This is a genomic window from Pseudomonas sp. TE3895, from assembly GCF_056278855.1.
The window spans coordinates 4,338,629-4,358,742 of sequence record NZ_JBWBQE010000001.1 but is presented as its reverse complement, the minus strand read 5'-3'; the positions used below and the strand labels follow the sequence as shown (position 1 = coordinate 4,358,742).

Sequence of the window (20,114 nt, the reverse complement as noted above, 5' to 3'; positions counted from 1 at the left end):
CTGATAAGCCCGAATTGCGGGCACAGAAAAGCCGGGGGTGAAGGCCCGGCTCTCTGCAACACAAAACTCTGTAAGGGAATTATGCATATGCAGACGCAAAGTGTACAGGCCCTATCAAGGCCCGCGCCACAAAATGCGGACCACGATTTCGTGGCGCGGATCATGTCGTCGCGCGAGATCGCCAGCTTGACTGGCAAGCGTCACGCCAACGTGAAGCGCGACATTGTGGCCATGCTGGCCGAACTGAAAGCAGATGTACTCAGTTTTGAGCACATCTACTTGGACGGGCAGAACCGCGAGCAGGTCGAGTATTTGCTTGACCGCGAGCACACCGACTGTCTCCTGACCGGCTACAGCGCCGGCCTGCGTATGAAGGTAATTCGCCGCTGGCGTGAGCTGGAAGGCCTGTCCGAGGTGCGCCAGGCCGTGATGGCCAATGGCACCAAGGTGATAGGCGAGATCGCCATCATGGAGTGCTTCACGCGCCTGCTGAAGCCCGCTGTGTCCTGCCAAGTGCAGATGCTCGCCAAGATCGCCGAGAGCAACGGGCTCGCCCCGAAGTTTCTGCCCAGCTATGCGGTGGATGCGCCGACTGACGCAGCTGGCGGAAGTTCGTTGCCGACCAAAGCGCTGACCGCCTTGCTCAAAGACAACGGTATCCGCATGTCGCCCGCGTCGTTCAACAAGGCGCTGCAGCAAGCCGGCCTGATCAAGGTGATGCAGCGCAAGAACTCGAAGCAGGAGGTGGTCACCTTCTGGGCGATCACGGAGAAGGGGCTGCGCTACGGCAAGAACCTGACCAGCCCTCAATCCCCTCGTGAAACGCAGCCGCATTGGTACGTGGATCGCTTCCTTGAGCTCGCCGGCTTGGTCGGCGTAGGGCGTGAGTAATGGCCGGAGACTGGATCAAAATGCGCGTAGACCTTCAGACCCATCCGAAAGTTTTCCGCATGGTGTCCGCATTGCGTGCGGACAGGCTGCGGGTGATTGGCGGACTGCATGTCGCCTGGAGCATCTTCGACACCCATTCTGCTGACGGCGTGTTGCATGGCTACACCCCTGATGCCATGGATGCGGTGATCGGCTGGCCAGGTTTCACGCAGGCCATGATCGACGTTGAGTGGGCCGACATCGATGAGGACGGAAGCCTTGTCATGCCTCGCTTTGACGAGCACAACGGGGCCAGCGCCAAGCGCCGAGCTAATGACAGCGAACGCAAGCGCGAGTCGCGTAAGGCGAATTCTGTCCGCAATTCGTCCGCAAGTGGTGCGGACAAAACGCGGACCAGAGAAGAGAAGAGAAGAGAAGATAAAGAACAAGATCAAAAGACTTCGTCATCTGGCGATGACGCTGACCTGTTTGATCGTTTCTGGAAGCTGTTCCCGCGCAAAGTGGGCAAAGCCAACGCTGAGAAGGCTTGGGCGAAGCTCAAGGTTGACGCCGATCTGTTCGACCGTATGGCTACGTCGCTGGCAGCCTGGAGCGTGTCCGTCGACTGGACCAAGGACGGCGGCCAGTTCATCCCGCACCCGGCTACCTGGCTGAACGGCAAGCGCTGGGATGACGAACTGCCGCCTGCTGGCAACGTCCACCAGTTCCCGCCACGTCGTCAGGCCAACGGTCCGAATTTCAGCGACACGTCCTGGGCTGACGACTTGGGTGACCTATGAGCGCTCAACCGAAACTGCGCAGCGTCACGCAGATCATGGCCACGGCCCGCAACCTGCCCGCCGAGGTCCAGGCCCCGGCAAAGCAGCTGGACCCAGGCACCACTGAAGTGGTCAACGCCCTGTTCAAGGAGCTGCAGGCCATCTTCCCGGCGTGGAAGCAGGCCTGGCCGGATGACGAGGCCCTGAAGGCTGCCAAGCGCAGCTGGATCAAGTCCTTCGTCGCCGCGGGCATCAACACGCTCGAGCAGATCCGCTTCGGCATTCAGAAGTGCCGGGTGCTGGGTACTGACTTCGCCCCGAGCAGCGGCAAGTTCATCAAGCTGTGCCAGCCAACACCGGAAGAGATGGGCATTCCGCCACTTGCACGGGCCCTGGCAGAGGCGCTGGAGAACTTTCACCCCAGCAGGGCAGGTGGACGCCAATGGTCGCACGCAGCGGTGCGCCACGCGGCCCTGCAATGCGAGGCGCAGAACCTGGGGTCGATGGAAGTCGAGCGAGCCGAGAAGGTCTTCGCCCGGGCCTACGACATCACCATCCGCATGCTGGTGGCCGGCGAGCCACTTGGCGACATCGCCACCGGCATCGGTCACGACAGCCAGAAGAGCCTGATCGAGCTGGCCGATCAATACGCCAGCCAGCGCCAGGCCCGCCTGCTGGACCTGCAGCAGATCCCATCGAGCGCCGCCGCGTGCCGTGCACACCTGCTGGCCAAGTTGAACATCAAGCGCGCCGGGCAGCCGGCCGGGGAGGGGGTGTGATGCGCACCTATCTCAAAGCCGTGCTGATGATCGTGCTTTTGCCGTCGGCCGTGATCGCCGGATCGGTGATGGCCTACCTGTGGTGCGAGTTCGCGATATCGCTGGACCTGCCAAAGCCTGTTCGCTTCGGCATCTACATCACGCCGGTGGTGTTACTCGCTGCAATCCCAGTTGCCTGGGTGCTGAAAAAACTCGAGGAGAAGCACTGATGGACACCAACAAGATGCGCGAGCAGTTCGAGGCGTGGGTCCTTCGGGAATGGCCTGAGCAATCGCTGGCCCGTTTCACTACCGGCGAATACCAGGGCTTCACGGTCGAGCACTGCTGGAAGGCCTGGCAGGCATCCCGCGAGGCTTTACAGGTCTACTCAATCAGTCCGGAAGCCTCTGCGCTAATGCAGCGTATCGATGACGAGGAGCGTGGGCAGGCGCTGCGTGCTGAGGTGTTCGTCCGCGAATCGGGGCGCGCCTCGATCTCCGCCCTTCAGCGGCATTTCAAGATCGCCTATGGGTCTGCGTGCCGGCTTATGGATCGGCTGGTTGCTGACGGCGTTGTCAGCCCAATTGACTCGGATGGCCGCCGCCAGGTCCTGCCAAAGGTAACACCATGACCGAGAAGATCAGCGTCAACAGCCAGGCCAAGCTGTCGGAGGCGATCACCACGATCACCCGGATGTTCCGCGACAAGAAGTTCGTCGTGGTCAGCATGCGCCCAGGCAAGGACCGCACCCTGGACCAGAACGCCCTGTGGTTCGCCATGTACGAGCGCATCGCCAAGAGCACCGAGATGGGTGACATCGAGGACGTGCGCCGCTACTGCAAGCTGCACCTGGGCGTGCCGATCATGCGCGCCGGCTGCGCCGAGTTCCGCACCGGCTGGGCTGAGTCGTTCATCCACCTGGATTACGACGTGAAGCTGCGCCTGATGGGGCCGTGTGCCATGTTCGGGCCGGATGGCTTCCCGGTAACACGGCTGTTCGACCGGGCCCAGGGCTGCCAGTACACCGACCGGATCGTAGAGGAGTTTGCCGCCCGCGGCGTGCACTTCGCTGACCTGCTGGGGGAGGAAGCGGCATGAGCCACCAATTCAAGCCGGGCGACCTGGCGCTGATCGTAGGCTGCCGCACCATGACGAACTTCAATGGGTGCTGCGCAGAGATCATCGAGCACAAAGGTGCCTGGGATTTTTTCGGGACTGGGTTGCAGGACTGGTATGCGATCCGGTGCGGCAGCTTCGAGGGTGATGCGCGCTCTGGTGTGCTGATGCCCCTGCGCGGCGACTTCGAGTCCGAGCAGCAGAAAGCCAAGGAGGCCGAGCCATGCGTGTAGCCGAGATCAAGCCGAAGAAGTGCAAGGCACCAGGTTGCGGCAAGCTCTTCAAGCCGACAATGACCACGCAGAAGGTGTGCAGCATCGCCTGTGCCAAGGCCATGGCCAAAGATCCGAAGCTGCAGAAGGTTGCGGCCAAGGCCATCACCAAGCAGGCGCGCCAGGACCTGCAGGAGCGCCGGGAGAAGCTGAAGACGCGCCGCGAGCACATGGCCGAGGCCCAGACCGCGTTCAATGCCTACATCCGCGAGCGCGACGCCGGCCTTCCGTGTATCAGCTGCGACGCGAACCCAAGCGACCACGACCTCATCACCGGCAGTCGCTGGGACGCCGGCCATTACCGGTCGGTGGGCGCCTGCCCAGAGCTGCGCTTCGAGCCGCTCAACGTGCACCGCCAGTGCGTGAAGTGCAATCGGAACCTGTCCGGTAACGCGGTCGAGTACCGCATCCGCCTGGTGAAGCGCATCGGCGCTGACCAGGTTGAATGGCTCGAAGGGCCTCATAAGCCCCAGCGCCTGACCATCGAAGACCTGCAGGCCATCAAGGCCATGTACAGGCAGAAGCTCAAAGACCTGAGGAGGGCAGCAGCATGACACCAGCATGGGGATTCCTGATTTTGGCCACCCTCATGGTGGTGGGTGGTGTGTCGCTGTCCTGGGCGGGCGCGGTGCGCCGCAAGCGCTTCTACGAAGAATTCATTTTGAGCAAGGCCAAGCGGGCAGGGGGCGAGCAATGATCTATCGAGACGTGATTTCCGCAGTAATTCGAGCGTTGGCGTCTGAGACGATCAACAGCGCTGGTGGCTGTGACTACACCCCAAAGGTGCAGGCCAGCAAGCTCAAAGGCGAGATCGTCGGCAAGGATGCGGCATTCCTCACCGACTGCTGGGTGTTCGGGAGGTTGCATTCCTGCCTCCAGCCCAAGCACTGGCTGGCCCTGAATGCGCGCTACTCGACGCACATGGCTTCCAAGGTTGGGGCCATAGGCCGGATCGTTGCTCACGTTACCTCGCCGGCGCCGAGGCTGTTCCTTACCAAGGCGGTGACCGCCTGGGCTTACCCGCAGCTCGGGGGTGCTGAGCGACCCGTTTCGCAAAAGGTAACGCTCGAGGTTGACGACGATGCGCCCGCTTGGCGAAAGGCCGCTGTTGCTAAAGCCCAGCAGGCCATCAACGCAAAGCTGAAGCAGCGCCAGGAAGCGCCGTGCGAAGGGGTGATCATCCTGCCCGCGCACAACTATGACATGAACACCTGGGATCTTGATGGAAGCCCAGAGCGCACCCGCCGAGACTGGCGCCGCAAAATCTTCAAGGGGTTGGACAAGATGGTGGATGAAGCGCTGGTGGAGGCTGGCGAGATCCTGAGCAGCGAGGGGGTTTTATTCGATGACCAGGACGCCGCATAGACCGCTTGACATGACATGCCGCTTCGCCGAATATTCACCCATCCTGTCATTCCTGCGCTAGTTGAGGAGTGACACACAGAACCCGGCCACCGCGCCGGGTTTTTTATTGCCCGAAATAGGCCCTCAGAATTTCCATAATTGCGCCGGTCTTTTTAATTACCCCGGTGGTCTGGTATTCCACCTTATGGCAACCTTAGGGCGCATACTCGCTTTAGCTCAGAATTTCTGAGTTAATGAGAGGTACTTATGTCTAGTGACATTGCCAAGCCAGATGGATCTCCGGGACTTGAATTGGAAGTCGGGTCAGGTACTGAAAAGCGTGAGGGGTTGGAAAAATCTAGCCCAGAGGATAGGGACGATTATATCGATCCCGACGCTACGCCTGAACTAGAACCTGAGTTTTCTGAGCGTCAAAAAGCTTCAAATTCGGAAAAGTTCAGTAGTCAGCAGGCCGGCTGGACTTATCCTGGGCGCCGTTGGTAGAAGCGCCCAACCAAGTACGGCTCTTTCGCCACATACGCTCCTCGAAGCTGATGATCCATTGGGCTACACCCCAGATGATGACGAGCTAGGCCTTGAGAAAGGTCCGGAGAGTGACCGTAGGCAGATGCGTACAAATGATTGATCACTCGCTGAGTAATTCATTTATCTGAGCTCGGATAATCGGGCTCATCAGAGGTTTATATGACAGATAAAACATCGCGCCAGGGGGAAAGAAGTTCTGGTGCAAATACATCTTCCCAAGGCTCAAGGGCGGAAGCAAGTAAGGGTGCCAACACCGAGCGGGCTTCAAAGGCAGAGCTCTACAGTCGGCACGACAAGGTTGCTGAGAAAGATGCTAAAAATGATCCGCGAAAGTCATGAAATAGAACATTTGAGCTGATTGGCGCTCCCGATTGATTGGGATAGCGCTAATAATCACTAGCTAGCCGCCTTCGGGCGGTTTTTTTGTTCAGGTGAATTAGCTCCCCATCAGATCAACGGATGTACGCTTACCATCCTAAGCCTCGGAAACTCTGGGGCTTTTCGTTATGTGCTGCTCCGCACGCTTGCCCGGTCCCTGAATAGGGCCTCGCCGGGCCTTTTCTTCTAGGATCCACACATGGCCGAACCAGCAAGCACGACTGCCGGCGTCCTGCTGGTGAAGTACGGCGTGATCATTGGCGGCTTCGCAGGAGCGATCCTCTCGCTGACCTTTCTGCGAGGCCTCACCCGGGGCCAGGCGGTCGCCGCCTTCTTCACCGGTTTCGCTTCGGCAGTCTTCTGCACCCCGCTCGCCATCAGCTATTTCAGCCTTGGCACGAGCGGAGAAACCCAATACGGCGTGGCCTTTCTGATAGGCCTTCTGGCAATGAACATCATCCCGGTGCTGAAGTCGCTTGTGGGTCAGTTCGGAGCCAAGGGAGCTACCTGATGAGCTCGACCCTGATTTCAGTTCTGATCGGCGCGAATGCCTTCCTGAGCGTACTGGTCGTGATCGCAGTATGCGACTACCTGCGGCGCATCCGGCCCATGGATCATCCACTGCTGGCTGTCGCCTTCTACCTGGTGGCCATCGGCGCGTTCGGCGCCTTTGTCCTGGCCATGAACGGCCATGTGCCCACCTTGTACGGCGTGATCCTTAAACTGGGGATCGTCCTGTACGCGGTCGCCCGGCGCGGCCATGTGTTCCAGCCTGGGTAGCGCGCCACAAATTCGAGATGCGCCGTTTTGTGGCGCGGGAGTAGCGATGAGGAACGTAACCCGCATTCGCCACGAGCTGCCGGTAAGCATGGATATCGTCCATGCGGTGACCGAGTTCGATGCCGCTCTGGTGAAAGCGATTGGTGCCGCCAAGGATGCCGGGCTGCCGCAGGGGCTTCTGGTCGCCCTGCTGCACGGCCACGCCCACGCCGAAACACACAAGATGGTGGCCGAATGAACGTGGTTGAGCTGAAACCGCGAGAGCGAGAGGGGCCGCACGCCTCCGGCGAGTGCATCTGCGCGAACTGTCGGCATGAATGGGTAGCGGCTGCACCGTTAGGCGTCACGCAGATGGAGTGTCCGGAGTGCGGCACCCATCGCGGCGCGTTCAAGTATCCATTTGGCCCGCAGCCAGGTGACGAGGCATTCCACTGCAACTGCGGTAGCGAAACATTCTTCATCATGCGCAAGTCAGGCCAAGCCAGCGGCGCGGTTCACTGCCGCGGCTGTGGTGTAGAGGCGACCGGCTGGTTTATGTAGGTGTCCAATGACAACGAAGCAACCCGACTGGGAGGCGATGGAACGAGCCTACCGTGCCGGGTCGCCGCTTGCTGCATGAGCGTGCTCACGCTCAGACCAGCATCATATTCATGATTAACGCTCCAATGCAGTGGATTGATCTGTTGGCACCCGCTACCTTGAGGCTTCACGCGAGGAGTCCGGACATGGCAGATAAATATGTTGGAAGAATAGTTGGGCTTGGCACGGATAATGTGGAGTACGTCATCTACATCTACCAAGACGAGACCGTTGAGCGCTCTTCGAGCGGAATGGTTCGACATGAAGGCTTGAAGCATTTCGAAATGCAAATGGGTGGTGCCGTGAACAAGATTTCCGAAACTGAGTACGAGATCGTGGCTACGGGAGTGAGGGTCACTGTGCATGATGATAAGAGTTAATCGGGTCGGCCTCTCGTGCGAGCGCTTGAAGTGGTATGCCGCATGGCAGCCAGATGGGGCAATCACCATGCATAGCTTGCGTTGAGCCAATCGCCTTTCGGCTTAGTACTCCCTCCTGCACTGAATAGACTTCTGCCGTCCCGGCACCGCAACATCATTTCAAGAACAAGGTGACCTATGGATAGGCCGTATCCTCCATCGTCACTGCTTGAACTGTCCGAGCTATCCGACTTCAGTATCCGCTTGGCTCCTGCCCCTGAAATATGGGCTTGGCTTAAGGCCGAGATTCTTGCCGACACCGGCAGCATCCATAACCCTGAACACGCCCACTTGTTCGACGCGAACATCGGTGTGCTCTGGGCATCGTCCGGGTTCGTCAAGCAGGGGCGGGTGGTCCTTGGTCAGGCCGAGCAGCTGATGTTTCGAGCTGGTGGGTGGCAGAAGGCCCGGCAAGAGCAGCAGATGATCGACTGGTTCGGCGAAGTGCCGGGCTTCGTGATCACCCTGGCTGCCGATTACTGCTCGCATTGCTCCGACACCGAGTTCTGCGCGCTCATCGAGCACGAGCTGTACCACATTGCCCAGAAGCTCGATCAGTACGGCGCGCCCAAGTTCACCCAGGACGGGCTACCCAGCCTGACGCTCCGTGGCCACGATGTGGAGGAGTTCGTCGGCGTGGTCCGCCGCTACGGTGCCGGGCATGACGTACAGCAGCTGATCGACGCTGCAAGCCGGCCGCCTGAGGTGGCCAAGATCAACATTTCGAGGGCCTGCGGAACCTGTCTGCTCAAGTCTGCCTGACCCCTGACAGACCCACGACGGATGAAAACCTATGGCGGCCCTGAGCAACGAGGTGAAAGCCTTCATCGTTCAGGCCCTGGCCTGTTTCGATACCCCCTCGCAAGTCGCGGCAGCCGTCCGAGAAGAATTCGGCCTTGAGATTACCCGACAGAAGTGTGAGGCGCACGACCCGACCAAGCGTGCTGGGCGTGACCTGGCCAAGCGCTGGGTAACCCTTTTCGAAGACACTCGAAAGCGCTTCCGCGAGGAGACGGCCGAGATACCGATCGCCAACCGAGCGTTCCGGCTTCGTGTGCTTGGGCGTATGGCCGAGAAGGCGGAGAACATGAAGAACATGGCCCTGACTGCCCAGTTGCTGGAGCAGGCGGCCAAAGAGGTCGGCGATGTATACGTGAACCGCCAGACCAAGAACGAGAATCCCCACGACAACGTGCCGCCTACCCGGGTGCAGGTCGACGTGGTGGATGCGAGGAAGCCTGATGCCGTCACTTAACGTGCCCCAGGCCAGCTTCCTCCGTATGGAGAACAAGTTTCGCGGCTTCGTGGCGGGGTTCGGCTCCGGCAAGACCTGGGTAGGCTGCGCGGCGCTTTGCAAGCACGTCTGGGAATGGCCACGGATCGACTCCGGCTACTTCGCCCCGACGTACCCGCAGATCCGCGACATCTTCTTCCCGACCATCGAGGAGGTCGCCTTCGACTGGGGCCTGAAGGTCAAGACGAAGGAGAGCGACAAGGAGGTCGAGTTCTACAGCGGCGGCCAGTACCGCAGCACGACTATCTGCCGCTCGATGGAGAAGCCGCAGACCATCGTGGGTTTCAAGATCGGGCATGCCCTGGTCGATGAGCTCGATGTTCTGCCCGCGCTGAAGGCTGAGCACGCCTGGCGCAAGATCATTGCCCGGATGCGCTACAACGTGCCCGGGCTGAAGAACGGCGTGGATGTGACCACCACCCCCGAGGGGTTCAAGTTCGTCTACCAGCAGTTCGTGAAACAGCTGCGCGAGAAGCCAGCCCTGCAAGGCATGTATGGACTGGTGCAGGCCAGCACGTTCGACAACGAGCTGAACCTACCGCCGGACTACATCCCGTCGCTGATGGAGTCATACCCGGCCCAGCTGATCCTGGCCTACCTGAATGGCCAGTTCGTTAACCTGAACGCCGGCTCGATCTACCACGCCTACGACCGAAAGCTGAACTCCTGCTTCGACACCGTCGAGCCTGGAGAGCCTCTGTTCATCGGCATGGACTTCAACGTCGGCAAGATGGCGGCTATCACGCACGTCAAGCGCGCTGACGGAAAGCCCAGAGCAGTGGATGAGCTGATAGACGGCTTCGATACCCCGGACATGATCCGGCGTATCAAGGAGCGCTACTGGCGGCACAACGGCAGAGACTACGAGAAGACACGCGAAATCCGGATTTATCCGGACGCCTCAGGCGGATCGCGCAAGTCGGTCAATGCCAGTGAGACGGACATCGCCATCCTGCGCCAGGCCGGGTTCAGCGTGATAGCCCCCGATGCCAACCCACCGGTTAAAGACCGCATCAACGCCATGAACGCGATGTTCTGCAACGCGCATGGCGAACGCCGCTACCTGATTAACCCGCTGCGCTGCCCGACCTACGCGGATGGCTTGGAGCAGCAGGTGTGGGCGCCCAATGGCGAGCCCGACAAGAAATCTGGCGTCGACCACGCGAACGACGCCGGCGGCTACTTCATCCACCACGACTACCCGATCAGCAGGCCGGTCACTCACGTACCAATCTCGTTCACTTTCTGAGGCCATCCATGCCTAACTTCCTCCCTCGGGCAGAGTACTCGGAGGCCTTGCCCGGCTGGCAGCTGGTCAAGCGCTGCGTGGCGGGCGCCCGCGAGGTGCGCAAGCACGATATCTACCTACCGATGCCGGACCCGGAGAACAAGTCTCCCGAGAACCAGGCGCGGTACAAGCAGTACAAGAAGCGGGCGATGTTCCTGAACGTCACCGGGCGCACGCGTACCGGTCTGCTGGGTGCGGTGTTTCGCAAGACTGCAGAGCTGGAGTTGCCCGCCGGGGTCGAATACCTCAAAGAGAACGCTAGCGGCGACGGCACGAGCCTGGAGCAGCTGTCCAAGGATGCCGTGGGCGAGTGCCTTGACGCAGGCCGGGGTGGGTTCCTCGTGGACTTCCCTGCGGTTGAGGGCGTGTCCTCCATGGCCGACATGCAGGGGCGCAGCGCGCTGATCCATCACTATGGCGCCGAGTCGATCATCGACTGGGATGAGCAGGTGGTCGATGGCGTGAAGCGACTGGTCTATGTCTGCCTGCTGGAATGCGTGTCTACGTTCAGTCCGGACAGCCTGGAGCGCACAACGAGCACCCAATACCGCGTGTTGCTGCTGGTTGATGGCCGCTATGTGCAGCGTGTTTACGCCGAGGACGGCAACACCTATAGCGAAGTCGCGCCGCTCGACAAGAATGGCCGCCCCTTCGATCACATTCTGTTCAGTTTCTACGGCTCGCAGAACAACGACGCCAGTGTCGACAAGTCGCCACTTGAAGACCTGGCCGACGTGAACATCCTGCACTACGGCAACAGCGCCACGGTGGAAGAGAGCGGGTTCATCAGCAGCCAGCCCACGCTGTTCATCACCACCGATATCAGCGCCGACGAGTTCGCCAAGGTGAACCCGAACGGCATGCACATCGGATCGACCCGGGGCTACAACCTCGGCAAGTCCGGTGACGCAAAGCTTGTCCAGGCAACGGAGAGCCAACTGGCTCGTACGCTGATGAAGGACAAGGAGGAGCAGATGCTCATGATCGGCGCGCGCATCGTCCAGAAAGCGGGCGGTGCAGAGACGGCCGAGGCGGTGCGTATCCGTTATAGCTCGGATAACAGCGTGCTGGGCACCATCGCAGGGAACGTGTCCGAGGCCCTAAAGCGGGCCATCCTCGACGCTGAGCGCTTCATGATGGGCGAGCCGGACGAGGAAGGGACGGTCTTCTGGCTCAACCAATCGTTCTTCGACGAGACGATGACCGCCCAGGACATCCTGGCTCAGGTTCAGTTGTGGCAGCAGGGCCTTATTGCGAAGTCTGACCTGCGCACCAACCTGCGCCAGGGCGGCGTGCTTGAGGCTGACCGCACCGATGAGCTGATCGACGATGAACTGGCCCAGCAGGCGCCGATAGACGGAAGCGACACCGGAGGCGGCGAGGATGAGCAGTGACGGCTACCTGTCCGACGCAGCGACTCGCCACCAGGTGCACGTGCAGCGCTACGCCGGGGGCAGCCTCAAGCGCCTGGCCAAGTTCATCACCAAGGCCATCAGCACCGCCAAATCGCGTGTATCCGATGGATTGAGCAGGTACGGCACCCAGCGGTACGAAAAGCAGATCCAAGAGCTGCAAGGCGATCTGGCGGGCGTCTATGGTGAGATGAAGCAGCAGGCTGTGCTCGACCTGACCGAATTCGGTGGCTATGAGGCTGAGTTCAACATGACTCTGCTGGGCAAGGTCGTGAAGACGGTCGTCCAACTGAACAGGCCCAGCATCGAGCAGGTAGCCGCTGCTGCGCTGGCTGATCCTCTCGATTTAGAGGTCGGCAAGGGCCGCCAGCGCATCAGCATCAACGGCGCGCTCGACCAGTACGGCACCAAGAAGAACGCTGAGATCATCAGCGAGATTCGCGTGGGGTCGGCGCTGGGCGAGACGTCCGGACAGATCAGCCGGCGGCTAACCTCCCTGGGCGTGCAGCAGCGCGACCAGGCCGCATCGCTGGTCAGAACCATGACCAACCACATCGCCAGTTCGGCAAGGGCGCAGGTCATGGCTGACAACGACGACATCTTGAAGGGGAAGCGTCGCGTGGCCACGCTGGACGGCCGGACAACGCCGTTATGCCGGGTACTGGACGGCACTGTGGTGCCTATGACCGCACCGTCGCCGCCGTTCCACTGGAACTGCCGGACGACCGAGATTCCCGTACTCAAGGATGAATTCGCCAGAGAGATCCCGGGATCGACCAGGCCGGCAGTAGGTGCCGATGGTGTGGAACAAGTCAGTAGCCGGACAACCTATGGCGAATGGCTCGCCCGGCAACCGGCGGCATTCCAAGAGGATGTGCTGGGCCCAGCTCGCTACAAGTTGTTCAGCAAGGGCGAATTGTCCATCGACCGGTTTGTCGATGACGACGGCGGCACCTTGACCCTCAAGCAGCTGCGCGAGCGTGAGCCGATGGCGTACCAAAGAGCCGGCCTCGATTGAGGCCGGGGCGAGCTTTACTCGACTACTTCCAGAGCATTCACAGTTCGACCAAACACGCCTTCATAGCGCTGTTTTATGCGCCGGAAGTGGCCCGATGCGACAAGGGCGTCTACCACCTCGGTAGTGGCTTGCATCGTGTTTCTGTACCGAAGGTCGCCAAGAAACTCGCGGCGGATGATTGGGTCGAGCGTCATCGCTTGCTCAGGCGGAAAGTTATCCAAAATCTGAGCGCGCTGGTTGATAGCGAGGTGCTTGATTCCATTGTCCTTCAAGTACTTCAGAAGGTCCGGGATGTGGAGATAAGCATCAGGGCCACCGTAAGGCAGTTTGATCATCGTTTGATCCTCATTCAAAAGCGGATGTGATGAGGCAGAGGCCTCTGATCCAACGCCGCCTGCGAGGAGAGAGCGGTACATCTCGATAGGCAACACAGCAAAAACAGCCTCGCCATTATCGCCATGAATGAACTGTACAGAACTCATTGTGTGACTCCATTGTGCTTTGTTGTGTCTGCAATATAGCTACGACGTAGATTCATTTCAAGCTTTTTTAGTTGCAGGCAGGGCCTGCTCAACGTCTCAGGGAGACAGCAATGACCTTGAAATTCCAACTGGACAGCCTCGAAGGCGTCGAAGAATCGGTAGCAGGCCTGTACGTCGAGAAGGACGGCAAGTTTGTCCTTGGCATCGATGGGCTTCCGCAGCAGGAAGACGTCACCGGCCTGAAGGCCAAGGTGGAAGAGCTCCTGGGCGAGAAGAAGGCCGCCGAGAAGGCACGCCGCGAGGCTGAAGATAAGGCTCGCGCCGAGGCCGAGGAGGCTGCCCGCAAGGCAGGTGATATCGAAGGCCTGGAGAAGTCCTGGTCCGACAAGTTCAACCGTCGCGAAGCTGAGCTGACCTCGGCTCTGGAAACTGAACGCTCAACCTTGCAGGGCCAGATCCGGGATCTGACCGTGGGGCGTACCGCCACCGAGTTGGCCACCGAGTTGGCTGTGCCAGGTACCGCAAAGGCATTGCTTCCCCACATCGAACGCCGGCTGAGCGTCGAGCAGCGCGACGGTAAACCAACCGTTGTCGTGCTGGACGCCGCCGGCAAGCTCTCGGCGGCAACGCTGGACGAGCTGAAAGCAGAATTCACCAACGATCCGGCCTTTGGCCCGCTGATCGCTGGCAGCAAGGCATCTGGCGGCGGGGCCGGCGGTGCTGGAAAAGGCGGCGGGGCCGCACAGAAACGCTCCGAAATGACCTCTGTCCAAAAGCGCGAATACATCGAAGCGCATGGGCAGGAGGCATACCTCAAATTGCCAAAATAGGAAGTAGCAGATGCCTACCACCCTCAACTCGGACATGATCATTTACAACGATCTTGCCCAAACCGCCTACCTGGAGCGTCTGCAGGACGTTCTGGAGGTGTTCAACGCCTCGTCGGGCGGTGCGCTGATCCTGCGTAACGAACTGATCGAGGGCGACCTGCGCAAGCGTTCGTTCTACAAGATCGGCGGCACGTTGGGCCACCGTAACGTCAACTCCGACGCCACTGTAGCCGGCATCAAGATCGGTGCCGACGAAGCGGTCGGCGTGAAAACCCCGTGGAAGTACGGTCCGTACGAGACCACGGAGGAGGCCTTCAAACGACGTGCGCGAAGCCCCGAAGAGTTCTCCATGCTGGTTGGCCAGGATATGGCCGACGCAGCCCTGGACTACTACATCCAGACTGCCTTCGCGGCTCTGGGCGCGGCTATCGGTGCTAACGCCAACATGGTCGCCACCGGGTCCTTCGCAGTCGATCACAAGAAGGTGCTGACCAAGGGCATGCGCAAGTTCGGCGATCGTTTCAATCGCATCGCGCTCTTCGCCATGGACTCCGCCACCTACTTCGACCTGGTTGACGACGCAATCGACCAGAAGATTTACGAAGAGGCGGGCGTGGTCATCTACGGCGGCTCGCCTGGCACCATGGGCAAACCGGTCCTCGTCTCTGACAAAGTCACCGAAGAGCGCATCTTCGGCCTGCAGGTGGGCGCTGTCTCGGTGACTGAGTCCCAAGCCCCGGGTGTGCGCTCGTATCCGGTAAACACCCAGGAAAACTTGGCGATCGGCTATCGCGCGGAAGGCGCCTTCAACGTCGACATCATGGGTTACTCCTGGAAGGACACCGCAGGCGTAAACCCGAACCTCGCAGCGCTCGGCACCGGTGCGAACTGGCGTAAGCACGCGACCAGCGACAAGGCTACTGCCGGCGTCCTGATCGACCTGTCCGCGCCTTAATCGGCCATAGCAAAGGCGGGTCCAGCGGGCCTGCCTTGGAGATAATCCATGGAACTGATTTACACCACCCAGCGTGACGGCTTCGAGCAAGGCCTGACCTATCGCAACCCACGACATTTTGATCAGGCCGAACCAGGCGTCGAATCGGTTGTGGTGATCGGCAATTGGCCCAAGGTGGTCGATGCTTACGAAGCCGCTGGCGCTGATGTGTCAGTGGTTGAGGTACCTACACGTGTGGCTCTTGTTGAAGGTCCCGATCATGCAGCGCTCGATCGCTTGGTCACCGAGCTTGCATCCATCGGTGTGATTGTCGACTCCTTCGCCGCGCAGCGCCTGGAGCGCCCTGAAGGCGAGCTTGGCGAAACTGCTGGCCACCTATTCCAGGTGTTGGAAGCGGTCAACGCCGGTATCGCTAGCCTTCAGTGCGAGCGCGACAGTGAAGTCGAGAAGGCCAGAGTGCTGCAGAAGCAAGTGGACGATCTGCTGGCCCAAGCAGCCAAGCAGGAGCTCGAGACCGAAGAAAGCCGCGAGGCCAAACAGGTCGCCGAGCTCAAGGCCACGTTGGACGCTGCGAACGTCACCTACCGCGCCAACGCCTCGAAAGAGTCGTTGCAGAAGCAGGTCGCTGAACTCGGCCAGCAGTAATCCCGGGGCTGCGGCCCCACTCATTCAAGCGGAGGCCTGATGGCTACCTACATCACAGTGGCCGACGTAGACGCCATCCTCGGGTCTGACTGGGCATCTCCAGAGCTGAAGGACGAGGCGGTCTTCGAGGCAAACGCCTACCTGACAGCGCTAAACCTGACCGGGATCTACATGGAAGCCATCTCTGACGACGTGAAAGAGGCTGGCGCCCGGCTGGCCAAATGCGCGTCTCAAGGGAAGCTGTACCAGCAGCAGACCGAAGGATCGCTTGAGGCGAAGACCGTCAAGGCTGGGTCGGTATCGACCAGCAAGACCTTCGGCTCGATCGACAAGACCAGCACTATCGCCCAGCCAGCCTGTGTGCAGCTGGCACTTGCCCTGCTGACGCCATGGCGCAGCAACCCATTCGCCTTTGCTGTGAAAAGGGGGTAGCCATGGGTCTACGTGACGAAATCCAGGCAGACCTGGCAGAGGCCTTCGACGAAGACCTGGCCGACGCGGTATCGACGTTCACTGGCACCTACATGGGGCCTGGCGTCTGGGATCCGGTCGGCGAGACCACCACGGCCCAGCCCGTGACCTATACGGGGCGCGGAGTGCTCGACAGCTACGACAGCCGGCGCATCGACGGGCTGAACATCCTAGTGGGCGATGTGCTGCTGATCTGCCTGGCCAGCGAGGTCACCGACAAGCCGGCTGTTGGCCACGAAATCACCGCCAACGACCTGATCACGGGCGAGCCTGTGAAATACCGCATCGTCAGCCCAGGCATCGACCCGGCCAAGGCCCACTACGAGATCCAGCTGAGGAAATAGGCATGGCCAAAAGAGGCTGGAGCACGCCGCCAAGCATGTTCGCGGGCGTAGTTGAGGAGCAGCTGAGCCAGCGCGTTCGAGTCATCGCTATTGCGCTCCTCAACGAAATCGTTCTGCGCTCGCCGGTGGATACAGGGCGATTCCGTGGCAACAACATCGTCAGCGTCGGAGCGCCGGTTTACACCAGCACCGTGAACGTCGACCCAACTGGTGCCGAAACCCTCCAGGCGGGTGTGCGGGCGGTCACCGGCCTGGAGCCATACACGCAGGTCTTCATCCAGAACAATCTGCCGTATGCAGGCCCGCTTGAGGATGGCCATTCCCAGCAGGCGCCGGCCGGCATCTACGCGGTGTCGTTCAACGGCGTTGCCGAGGCCTACAGGACATGACCTTCGAACAGATCCGGGCCATCGTGACTGGCCGCATGACGCAGTGGGCGGGCATTCCCGCAGACGCTGTCGATTACCCGAACAATCCGCAAGGGCCTTTCAACCCGGCTGGCAAGTCCATATGGGCACGACTGGCAGACGTACCAGGCCTGGCCAGCGCGCCAGAGGCCGGCATCGGCCCGTGCGTGCGCCGCACCGGCATCATCATGGTTCAGCTGTTCGTGCCCAGCTACAAGGGCACCCTGGCCATCACCAAGGCCGCCGACACGCTGGTGCAGCACTTCGAGTTCTACAGTGACCCGACCGGGCCATTCGACTGCCACGCGGCTTCGGCTGCGACGATTGGCGATGACGGCCACGGCTGGTACCAGGTCAACGTGTCGATCCCATACCGGGCCTACTGAGCCCGCCAATTTCTGCCGCAAGGCAACCAAACACGCAGCCTAGGCCCGTACAGCCGAACGGTGGATGTTCGTTCATCCGTCCGCCCCGGCTGCGTTTCTATTCGCCTGATGAACGAGGTGTCACAGATGATCGAGAGCAACGTCATTCCGTTTCACTACCAAGGCAAAGCCGTACGCTTCAACAGCGATGGATGGATCAACGCCACGGACGTAGCCAAGCGCTTCGGCAAGCGCCCGGTCGATTGGCTGCGCCTGCCCGCAAGCATCAGTTACCTCAAAGCTCTGGCGAGAGCACTGGGCCTGGACACCGAAGTGGGAAAATCTCACTTCGGTCTTGTCGAGGCAGTGAAGGGCGGCAAGGGACAGGGCACCTGGCTTCACCCAAAACTCGCGGTAGCATTCGCCCGCTGGCTCGATGATGACTTCGCCGTATGGGCAGACCTGCACATTGACGCCCTACTGCGCGGCGAGTTGAACGAAAAGCAGCAATTTGACCGCGCCTGCCGTGCTCTGGACGACGCGAAGGCCGTTGCAAGCCTGAGCGGTCGTGAGCTGGCCCGCTGGCGAAACAAGAAGCCAGGCCTGGAGCACCAGGTCGAATACTGGCGCGACCAGTTGCAAATGACACTTGGGCTCGACGCGGCCTGATCAGAACCCGACCAATGCACCGCCACATGGCGGTTTTTTTACGCCTACTTATAGGAGAAACACCCCATGTCGAGCGGTGCAAAAGTACAACTCGCCTCCATCAGAGAGGTGACGCCAGGCGTGACACCGGCCGGTGACTGGAAGGTGCTGACCCGCATCAGCAATGGCCTGATGCCGACCTTCAACTCGGAAGAGAACAACGAAATCGGCTTCACCCGCATGTCTCAGGGTACTGCCCAAACCACCGTGGACGTGGGCGGCGATATCGAAACCAAGTGGCGCTTTGGCGCACTGGACGATTTCATGGCCTCCTGCTTCGGCAAGGACTGGACCGGCAACGTCCTGACCATGGGTGACGACCGCATCACCTTCTCGATCGCATCCTACGCGACCGATATCGGCGTCTCTGCCATTGCCCGCGGCGTGCAAGTCGCCAACATGAACTTCGATTTCCCGGGCGACAACGAGGTCACGGTCACCATGACCATGGCAGCGCGCTCCTGGGATGACAAGGGCGACAACACGTCGTTCATCGTCAACGCCCAGCCAGAGGCCAGCCAGCGGCGGTTCAGCTTCAAAGACATCAGCGGCCTGCGTATCAACGGCGTACAGGTTGGCGAGGACAACGCCTGCGTCGACAGCTTCAACCTGCAGTTCGACAACAACGTGCAGACCCAGCGTTGCATCGGCAACGGCAACCCGTACCCGGGCAACATCATTGCCACCACCTTCACCCCGTCCGGCGCGATCACCATCAGCTGGTCGAAGATGGCCTACGAGCTGTGGAAGGCCCAGAAGGGCAACGACGCGATCAGCTTGGAATTCACCATCGGCAACGCTGACGGTGGCTACAGGTTCCTGATCCCTGAGATGGAAGTCACCGCAGACTGGCCTGATGGCGGCTCGACCGACATCATCCAGGTAGAACTGAACTACACCGCCCGCCGTGTTGCTCCGACCATCACCCGCCTGCCGGCGCCGATCGTTGTGGCTGCAGTGGACGTCACCCCGGCCACTCTGAGCCTGGAAGTAGGTGATACCGGCGACCTCGAAGTCGTGGTCACCCCGGCCGGTGCCAGCCAGCAGGTCACTTGGACCAGTTCCGCCCCGACCATCGCCAGCGTGAGCGAGACCGGCCTGGTCACCGCTCTGGCAGTCGGCGCCGCCACTATCATGGCCACCAGCGTCGCAGACGGCACCAAGACCGACACCTGCGCTGTCACCGTCACCGCTTAACCCTTTGCCCGGCGCGCCCTGCGGTGTGCGTCGGGCCTTTTACCGCAGAGGAATACCATGGCTCTCGTCATTTCCCAGGCTCCGAAGTTGGACATTGAAGGCACGCGTTGGGTGGATATCGCCACAGGCGTGAAAATCAAGGTCGGCTCGGCTGCCAACCCTAAATTCAAGTCGCATCACGCCATGATTCAGCGGCATCAATCCATCGTCGACTCGCGCTATGGCGTGGGCACCGAAGGGTTCGATCCGGTCAACGCTGAGATCCCCGATATCGAAAGCATGGATGACATGCTGGTCGACCTGGTGTGCAAGCACATCATTCTCGACTGGGAAGGGGTGCAAGAAGCCGACCAGCCAGGCGTTGACGCCCCATACACCCAAGAGCGTGGGAAGCTGCTTATAGGCCTGCGCCCTGACGTCTACTTCACCGCCCTGCAGGTAGCAACTGATATCGCCACTCGGGCCGAGGAGCGGGCCAAGGAAACGGCAAAAAAGCCGTAGAGGCCTATTGCTGGGGGCGTGATTGGGCTGGGCCAGGCAGTGAGAAGGAGCGCTGGAAGCGAGAACGCCTCAAAGGCGTAGAGCCTGCTCCACCGGCTCCAGATATAGACCCGATTACCGCTGAGATACTTGAGGCCTACGGCCACATTGGGAGGTCGCGGCAGTACGTCGGGATGGTTGGGGCGCCCGCACCGATCTCGCCTGCAATCATCGGTCAGTATTTGGAGCGGTACCCTTCGGCAATTTGCCGGGATGAGTTTGACGCCTCGATATTCGCGCTAGACGACGAGTTCAGGCGGCATTGGGACGAGCAGCAGGAGAAGGCAAGGAGCAATACGCATCCGAAGAAGCGATAG

Annotated in this window: 31 protein-coding genes; 30 read left to right on the top strand and 1 reads right to left on the bottom strand. The window is 60.5% G+C overall.

Annotated elements, in window-relative coordinates; all coding sequences use genetic code 11:
- Nucleotides 1-162 precede the first annotated feature (162 nt).
- The 20 genes from ACZ889_RS19730 to ACZ889_RS19635 all read left to right on the top strand — a co-directional run bounded on the left by ACZ889_RS19730 (nucleotide 163) and on the right by ACZ889_RS19635 (nucleotide 12,853).
- The gene (locus ACZ889_RS19730; protein WP_476257727.1) at nucleotides 163-891 is read left to right on the top strand and encodes a Rha family transcriptional regulator; all 729 of its coding nucleotides are present in this window, start codon (nucleotides 163-165) and stop codon (nucleotides 889-891) included.
- A complete protein-coding gene (locus tag ACZ889_RS19725) occupies nucleotides 891-1,670 on the top strand; it encodes a Pyocin large subunit-like protein (RefSeq protein ID WP_476257726.1) in 780 nt (259 codons plus the stop codon). Before ACZ889_RS19730 ends, ACZ889_RS19725 begins: the two co-directional genes overlap by 1 nt.
- Nucleotides 1,667-2,428 carry a replication protein P gene (locus tag ACZ889_RS19720; protein ID WP_476257725.1) on the top strand — a complete coding sequence of 254 codons (762 nt, stop codon included), beginning with the start codon at nucleotides 1,667-1,669 and terminating at the stop codon, nucleotides 2,426-2,428. The genes ACZ889_RS19725 and ACZ889_RS19720 overlap by 4 nt, the downstream gene beginning before the upstream one ends.
- Nucleotides 2,428-2,637: a hypothetical protein gene (locus ACZ889_RS19715; protein WP_279839583.1), complete on the top strand. Its 210-nt coding sequence runs from the start codon at nucleotides 2,428-2,430 to the stop codon at nucleotides 2,635-2,637. Before ACZ889_RS19720 ends, ACZ889_RS19715 begins: the two co-directional genes overlap by 1 nt.
- Nucleotides 2,637-3,038, top strand: a complete 402-nt coding sequence (locus ACZ889_RS19710; RefSeq protein WP_265977914.1) for a phiTE_015 family protein — start codon at nucleotides 2,637-2,639, stop codon at nucleotides 3,036-3,038. The genes ACZ889_RS19715 and ACZ889_RS19710 overlap by 1 nt, the downstream gene beginning before the upstream one ends.
- A complete protein-coding gene (locus ACZ889_RS19705) occupies nucleotides 3,035-3,505 on the top strand; it encodes a hypothetical protein (protein WP_279839580.1) in 471 nt (156 codons plus the stop codon). Before ACZ889_RS19710 ends, ACZ889_RS19705 begins: the two co-directional genes overlap by 4 nt.
- Nucleotides 3,502-3,756: a hypothetical protein gene (locus tag ACZ889_RS19700; protein WP_476257724.1), complete on the top strand. Its 255-nt coding sequence runs from the start codon at nucleotides 3,502-3,504 to the stop codon at nucleotides 3,754-3,756. Before ACZ889_RS19705 ends, ACZ889_RS19700 begins: the two co-directional genes overlap by 4 nt.
- Nucleotides 3,747-4,349, top strand: coding sequence for a recombination protein NinG (locus tag ACZ889_RS19695; RefSeq protein ID WP_476257723.1), 603 nt, complete (start codon nucleotides 3,747-3,749; stop codon nucleotides 4,347-4,349). The genes ACZ889_RS19700 and ACZ889_RS19695 overlap by 10 nt, the downstream gene beginning before the upstream one ends.
- Nucleotides 4,346-4,492 carry a hypothetical protein gene (locus ACZ889_RS19690; protein ID WP_476239014.1) on the top strand — a complete coding sequence of 49 codons (147 nt, stop codon included), beginning with the start codon at nucleotides 4,346-4,348 and terminating at the stop codon, nucleotides 4,490-4,492. Before ACZ889_RS19695 ends, ACZ889_RS19690 begins: the two co-directional genes overlap by 4 nt.
- Nucleotides 4,489-5,160 carry a hypothetical protein gene (locus tag ACZ889_RS19685; RefSeq protein WP_476239015.1) on the top strand — a complete coding sequence of 224 codons (672 nt, stop codon included), beginning with the start codon at nucleotides 4,489-4,491 and terminating at the stop codon, nucleotides 5,158-5,160. The genes ACZ889_RS19690 and ACZ889_RS19685 overlap by 4 nt, the downstream gene beginning before the upstream one ends.
- Before the next feature lie 246 nt (nucleotides 5,161-5,406).
- A complete protein-coding gene (locus ACZ889_RS19680) occupies nucleotides 5,407-5,643 on the top strand; it encodes a hypothetical protein (protein ID WP_476239016.1) in 237 nt (78 codons plus the stop codon).
- Between the two features lie 619 nt (nucleotides 5,644-6,262).
- Nucleotides 6,263-6,574, top strand: coding sequence for a hypothetical protein (locus tag ACZ889_RS19675; RefSeq protein ID WP_016711287.1), 312 nt, complete (start codon nucleotides 6,263-6,265; stop codon nucleotides 6,572-6,574).
- Nucleotides 6,574-6,843, top strand: a complete 270-nt coding sequence (locus tag ACZ889_RS19670; RefSeq protein ID WP_476239017.1) for a hypothetical protein — start codon at nucleotides 6,574-6,576, stop codon at nucleotides 6,841-6,843. The genes ACZ889_RS19675 and ACZ889_RS19670 overlap by 1 nt, the downstream gene beginning before the upstream one ends.
- Before the next feature lie 46 nt (nucleotides 6,844-6,889).
- The gene (locus tag ACZ889_RS19665; RefSeq protein ID WP_476239018.1) at nucleotides 6,890-7,081 is read left to right on the top strand and encodes a hypothetical protein; all 192 of its coding nucleotides are present in this window, start codon (nucleotides 6,890-6,892) and stop codon (nucleotides 7,079-7,081) included.
- A 487-nt stretch (nucleotides 7,082-7,568) separates the two neighbouring features.
- Nucleotides 7,569-7,802, top strand: a complete 234-nt coding sequence (locus tag ACZ889_RS19660; protein WP_026031959.1) for a hypothetical protein — start codon at nucleotides 7,569-7,571, stop codon at nucleotides 7,800-7,802.
- Between the two features lie 177 nt (nucleotides 7,803-7,979).
- Nucleotides 7,980-8,603 carry a putative metallopeptidase gene (locus ACZ889_RS19655; protein ID WP_476257722.1) on the top strand — a complete coding sequence of 208 codons (624 nt, stop codon included), beginning with the start codon at nucleotides 7,980-7,982 and terminating at the stop codon, nucleotides 8,601-8,603.
- A 31-nt stretch (nucleotides 8,604-8,634) separates the two neighbouring features.
- Nucleotides 8,635-9,096, top strand: coding sequence for a DUF2280 domain-containing protein (locus ACZ889_RS19650; protein WP_392545932.1), 462 nt, complete (start codon nucleotides 8,635-8,637; stop codon nucleotides 9,094-9,096).
- Nucleotides 9,083-10,384 carry a terminase large subunit domain-containing protein gene (locus ACZ889_RS19645; RefSeq protein ID WP_476257721.1) on the top strand — a complete coding sequence of 434 codons (1,302 nt, stop codon included), beginning with the start codon at nucleotides 9,083-9,085 and terminating at the stop codon, nucleotides 10,382-10,384. Before ACZ889_RS19650 ends, ACZ889_RS19645 begins: the two co-directional genes overlap by 14 nt.
- An 8-nt stretch (nucleotides 10,385-10,392) precedes the next feature.
- A complete protein-coding gene (locus ACZ889_RS19640; protein WP_476239021.1) occupies nucleotides 10,393-11,817 on the top strand; it encodes a DUF4055 domain-containing protein in 1,425 nt (474 codons plus the stop codon).
- Nucleotides 11,807-12,853: a minor capsid protein gene (locus tag ACZ889_RS19635; protein ID WP_476257720.1), complete on the top strand. Its 1,047-nt coding sequence runs from the start codon at nucleotides 11,807-11,809 to the stop codon at nucleotides 12,851-12,853. The genes ACZ889_RS19640 and ACZ889_RS19635 overlap by 11 nt, the downstream gene beginning before the upstream one ends.
- Nucleotides 12,854-12,867: 14 nt before the next feature.
- Here the strand turns inward: ACZ889_RS19635 and ACZ889_RS19630 are convergent, their stop codons facing one another.
- Nucleotides 12,868-13,335, bottom strand: coding sequence for a hypothetical protein (locus ACZ889_RS19630; protein WP_445677721.1), 468 nt, complete (start codon nucleotides 13,333-13,335; stop codon nucleotides 12,868-12,870).
- A 110-nt stretch (nucleotides 13,336-13,445) separates the two neighbouring features.
- Between ACZ889_RS19630 and ACZ889_RS19625 the strand changes: the two genes are divergently transcribed.
- The 10 genes from ACZ889_RS19625 (at nucleotide 13,446) to ACZ889_RS19580 (ending at nucleotide 19,758) form a co-directional block, all read left to right on the top strand.
- Entirely contained in the window at nucleotides 13,446-14,165 is a 720-nt protein-coding gene (locus ACZ889_RS19625; RefSeq protein ID WP_476239023.1) for a hypothetical protein, read from the top strand.
- Between the two features lie 10 nt (nucleotides 14,166-14,175).
- Nucleotides 14,176-15,120 (top strand): major capsid protein, encoded by a 945-nt coding sequence (locus ACZ889_RS19620; protein WP_104886286.1) that lies wholly within the window; start codon nucleotides 14,176-14,178, stop codon nucleotides 15,118-15,120.
- 48 nt (nucleotides 15,121-15,168) lie between these two features.
- A complete protein-coding gene (locus ACZ889_RS19615) occupies nucleotides 15,169-15,765 on the top strand; it encodes a hypothetical protein (protein WP_476257719.1) in 597 nt (198 codons plus the stop codon).
- Nucleotides 15,766-15,804: 39 nt separating this feature from the next.
- Complete coding sequence (locus ACZ889_RS19610; RefSeq protein ID WP_476239025.1) at nucleotides 15,805-16,197, top strand: protein singed; 393 nt, start codon at nucleotides 15,805-15,807, stop codon at nucleotides 16,195-16,197.
- Between the two features lie 2 nt (nucleotides 16,198-16,199).
- Nucleotides 16,200-16,580 (top strand): glutamate 5-kinase, encoded by a 381-nt coding sequence (locus ACZ889_RS19605; RefSeq protein ID WP_476239026.1) that lies wholly within the window; start codon nucleotides 16,200-16,202, stop codon nucleotides 16,578-16,580.
- A gap of 2 nt (nucleotides 16,581-16,582) precedes the next feature.
- The gene (locus ACZ889_RS19600) at nucleotides 16,583-16,969 is read left to right on the top strand and encodes a hypothetical protein (RefSeq protein ID WP_012052991.1); all 387 of its coding nucleotides are present in this window, start codon (nucleotides 16,583-16,585) and stop codon (nucleotides 16,967-16,969) included.
- Nucleotides 16,966-17,373: a phage tail terminator-like protein gene (locus ACZ889_RS19595; protein WP_476239027.1), complete on the top strand. Its 408-nt coding sequence runs from the start codon at nucleotides 16,966-16,968 to the stop codon at nucleotides 17,371-17,373. The genes ACZ889_RS19600 and ACZ889_RS19595 overlap by 4 nt, the downstream gene beginning before the upstream one ends.
- Nucleotides 17,374-17,499: 126 nt before the next feature.
- Nucleotides 17,500-18,021, top strand: coding sequence for a KilA-N domain-containing protein (locus ACZ889_RS19590; RefSeq protein WP_054572992.1), 522 nt, complete (start codon nucleotides 17,500-17,502; stop codon nucleotides 18,019-18,021).
- 66 nt (nucleotides 18,022-18,087) lie between these two features.
- Nucleotides 18,088-19,257: a phage tail tube protein gene (locus ACZ889_RS19585; protein ID WP_476257718.1), complete on the top strand. Its 1,170-nt coding sequence runs from the start codon at nucleotides 18,088-18,090 to the stop codon at nucleotides 19,255-19,257.
- A 57-nt stretch (nucleotides 19,258-19,314) separates the two neighbouring features.
- Entirely contained in the window at nucleotides 19,315-19,758 is a 444-nt protein-coding gene (locus ACZ889_RS19580) for a hypothetical protein (protein ID WP_476257717.1), read from the top strand.
- Nucleotides 19,759-20,114: the final 356 nt, after the last annotated feature.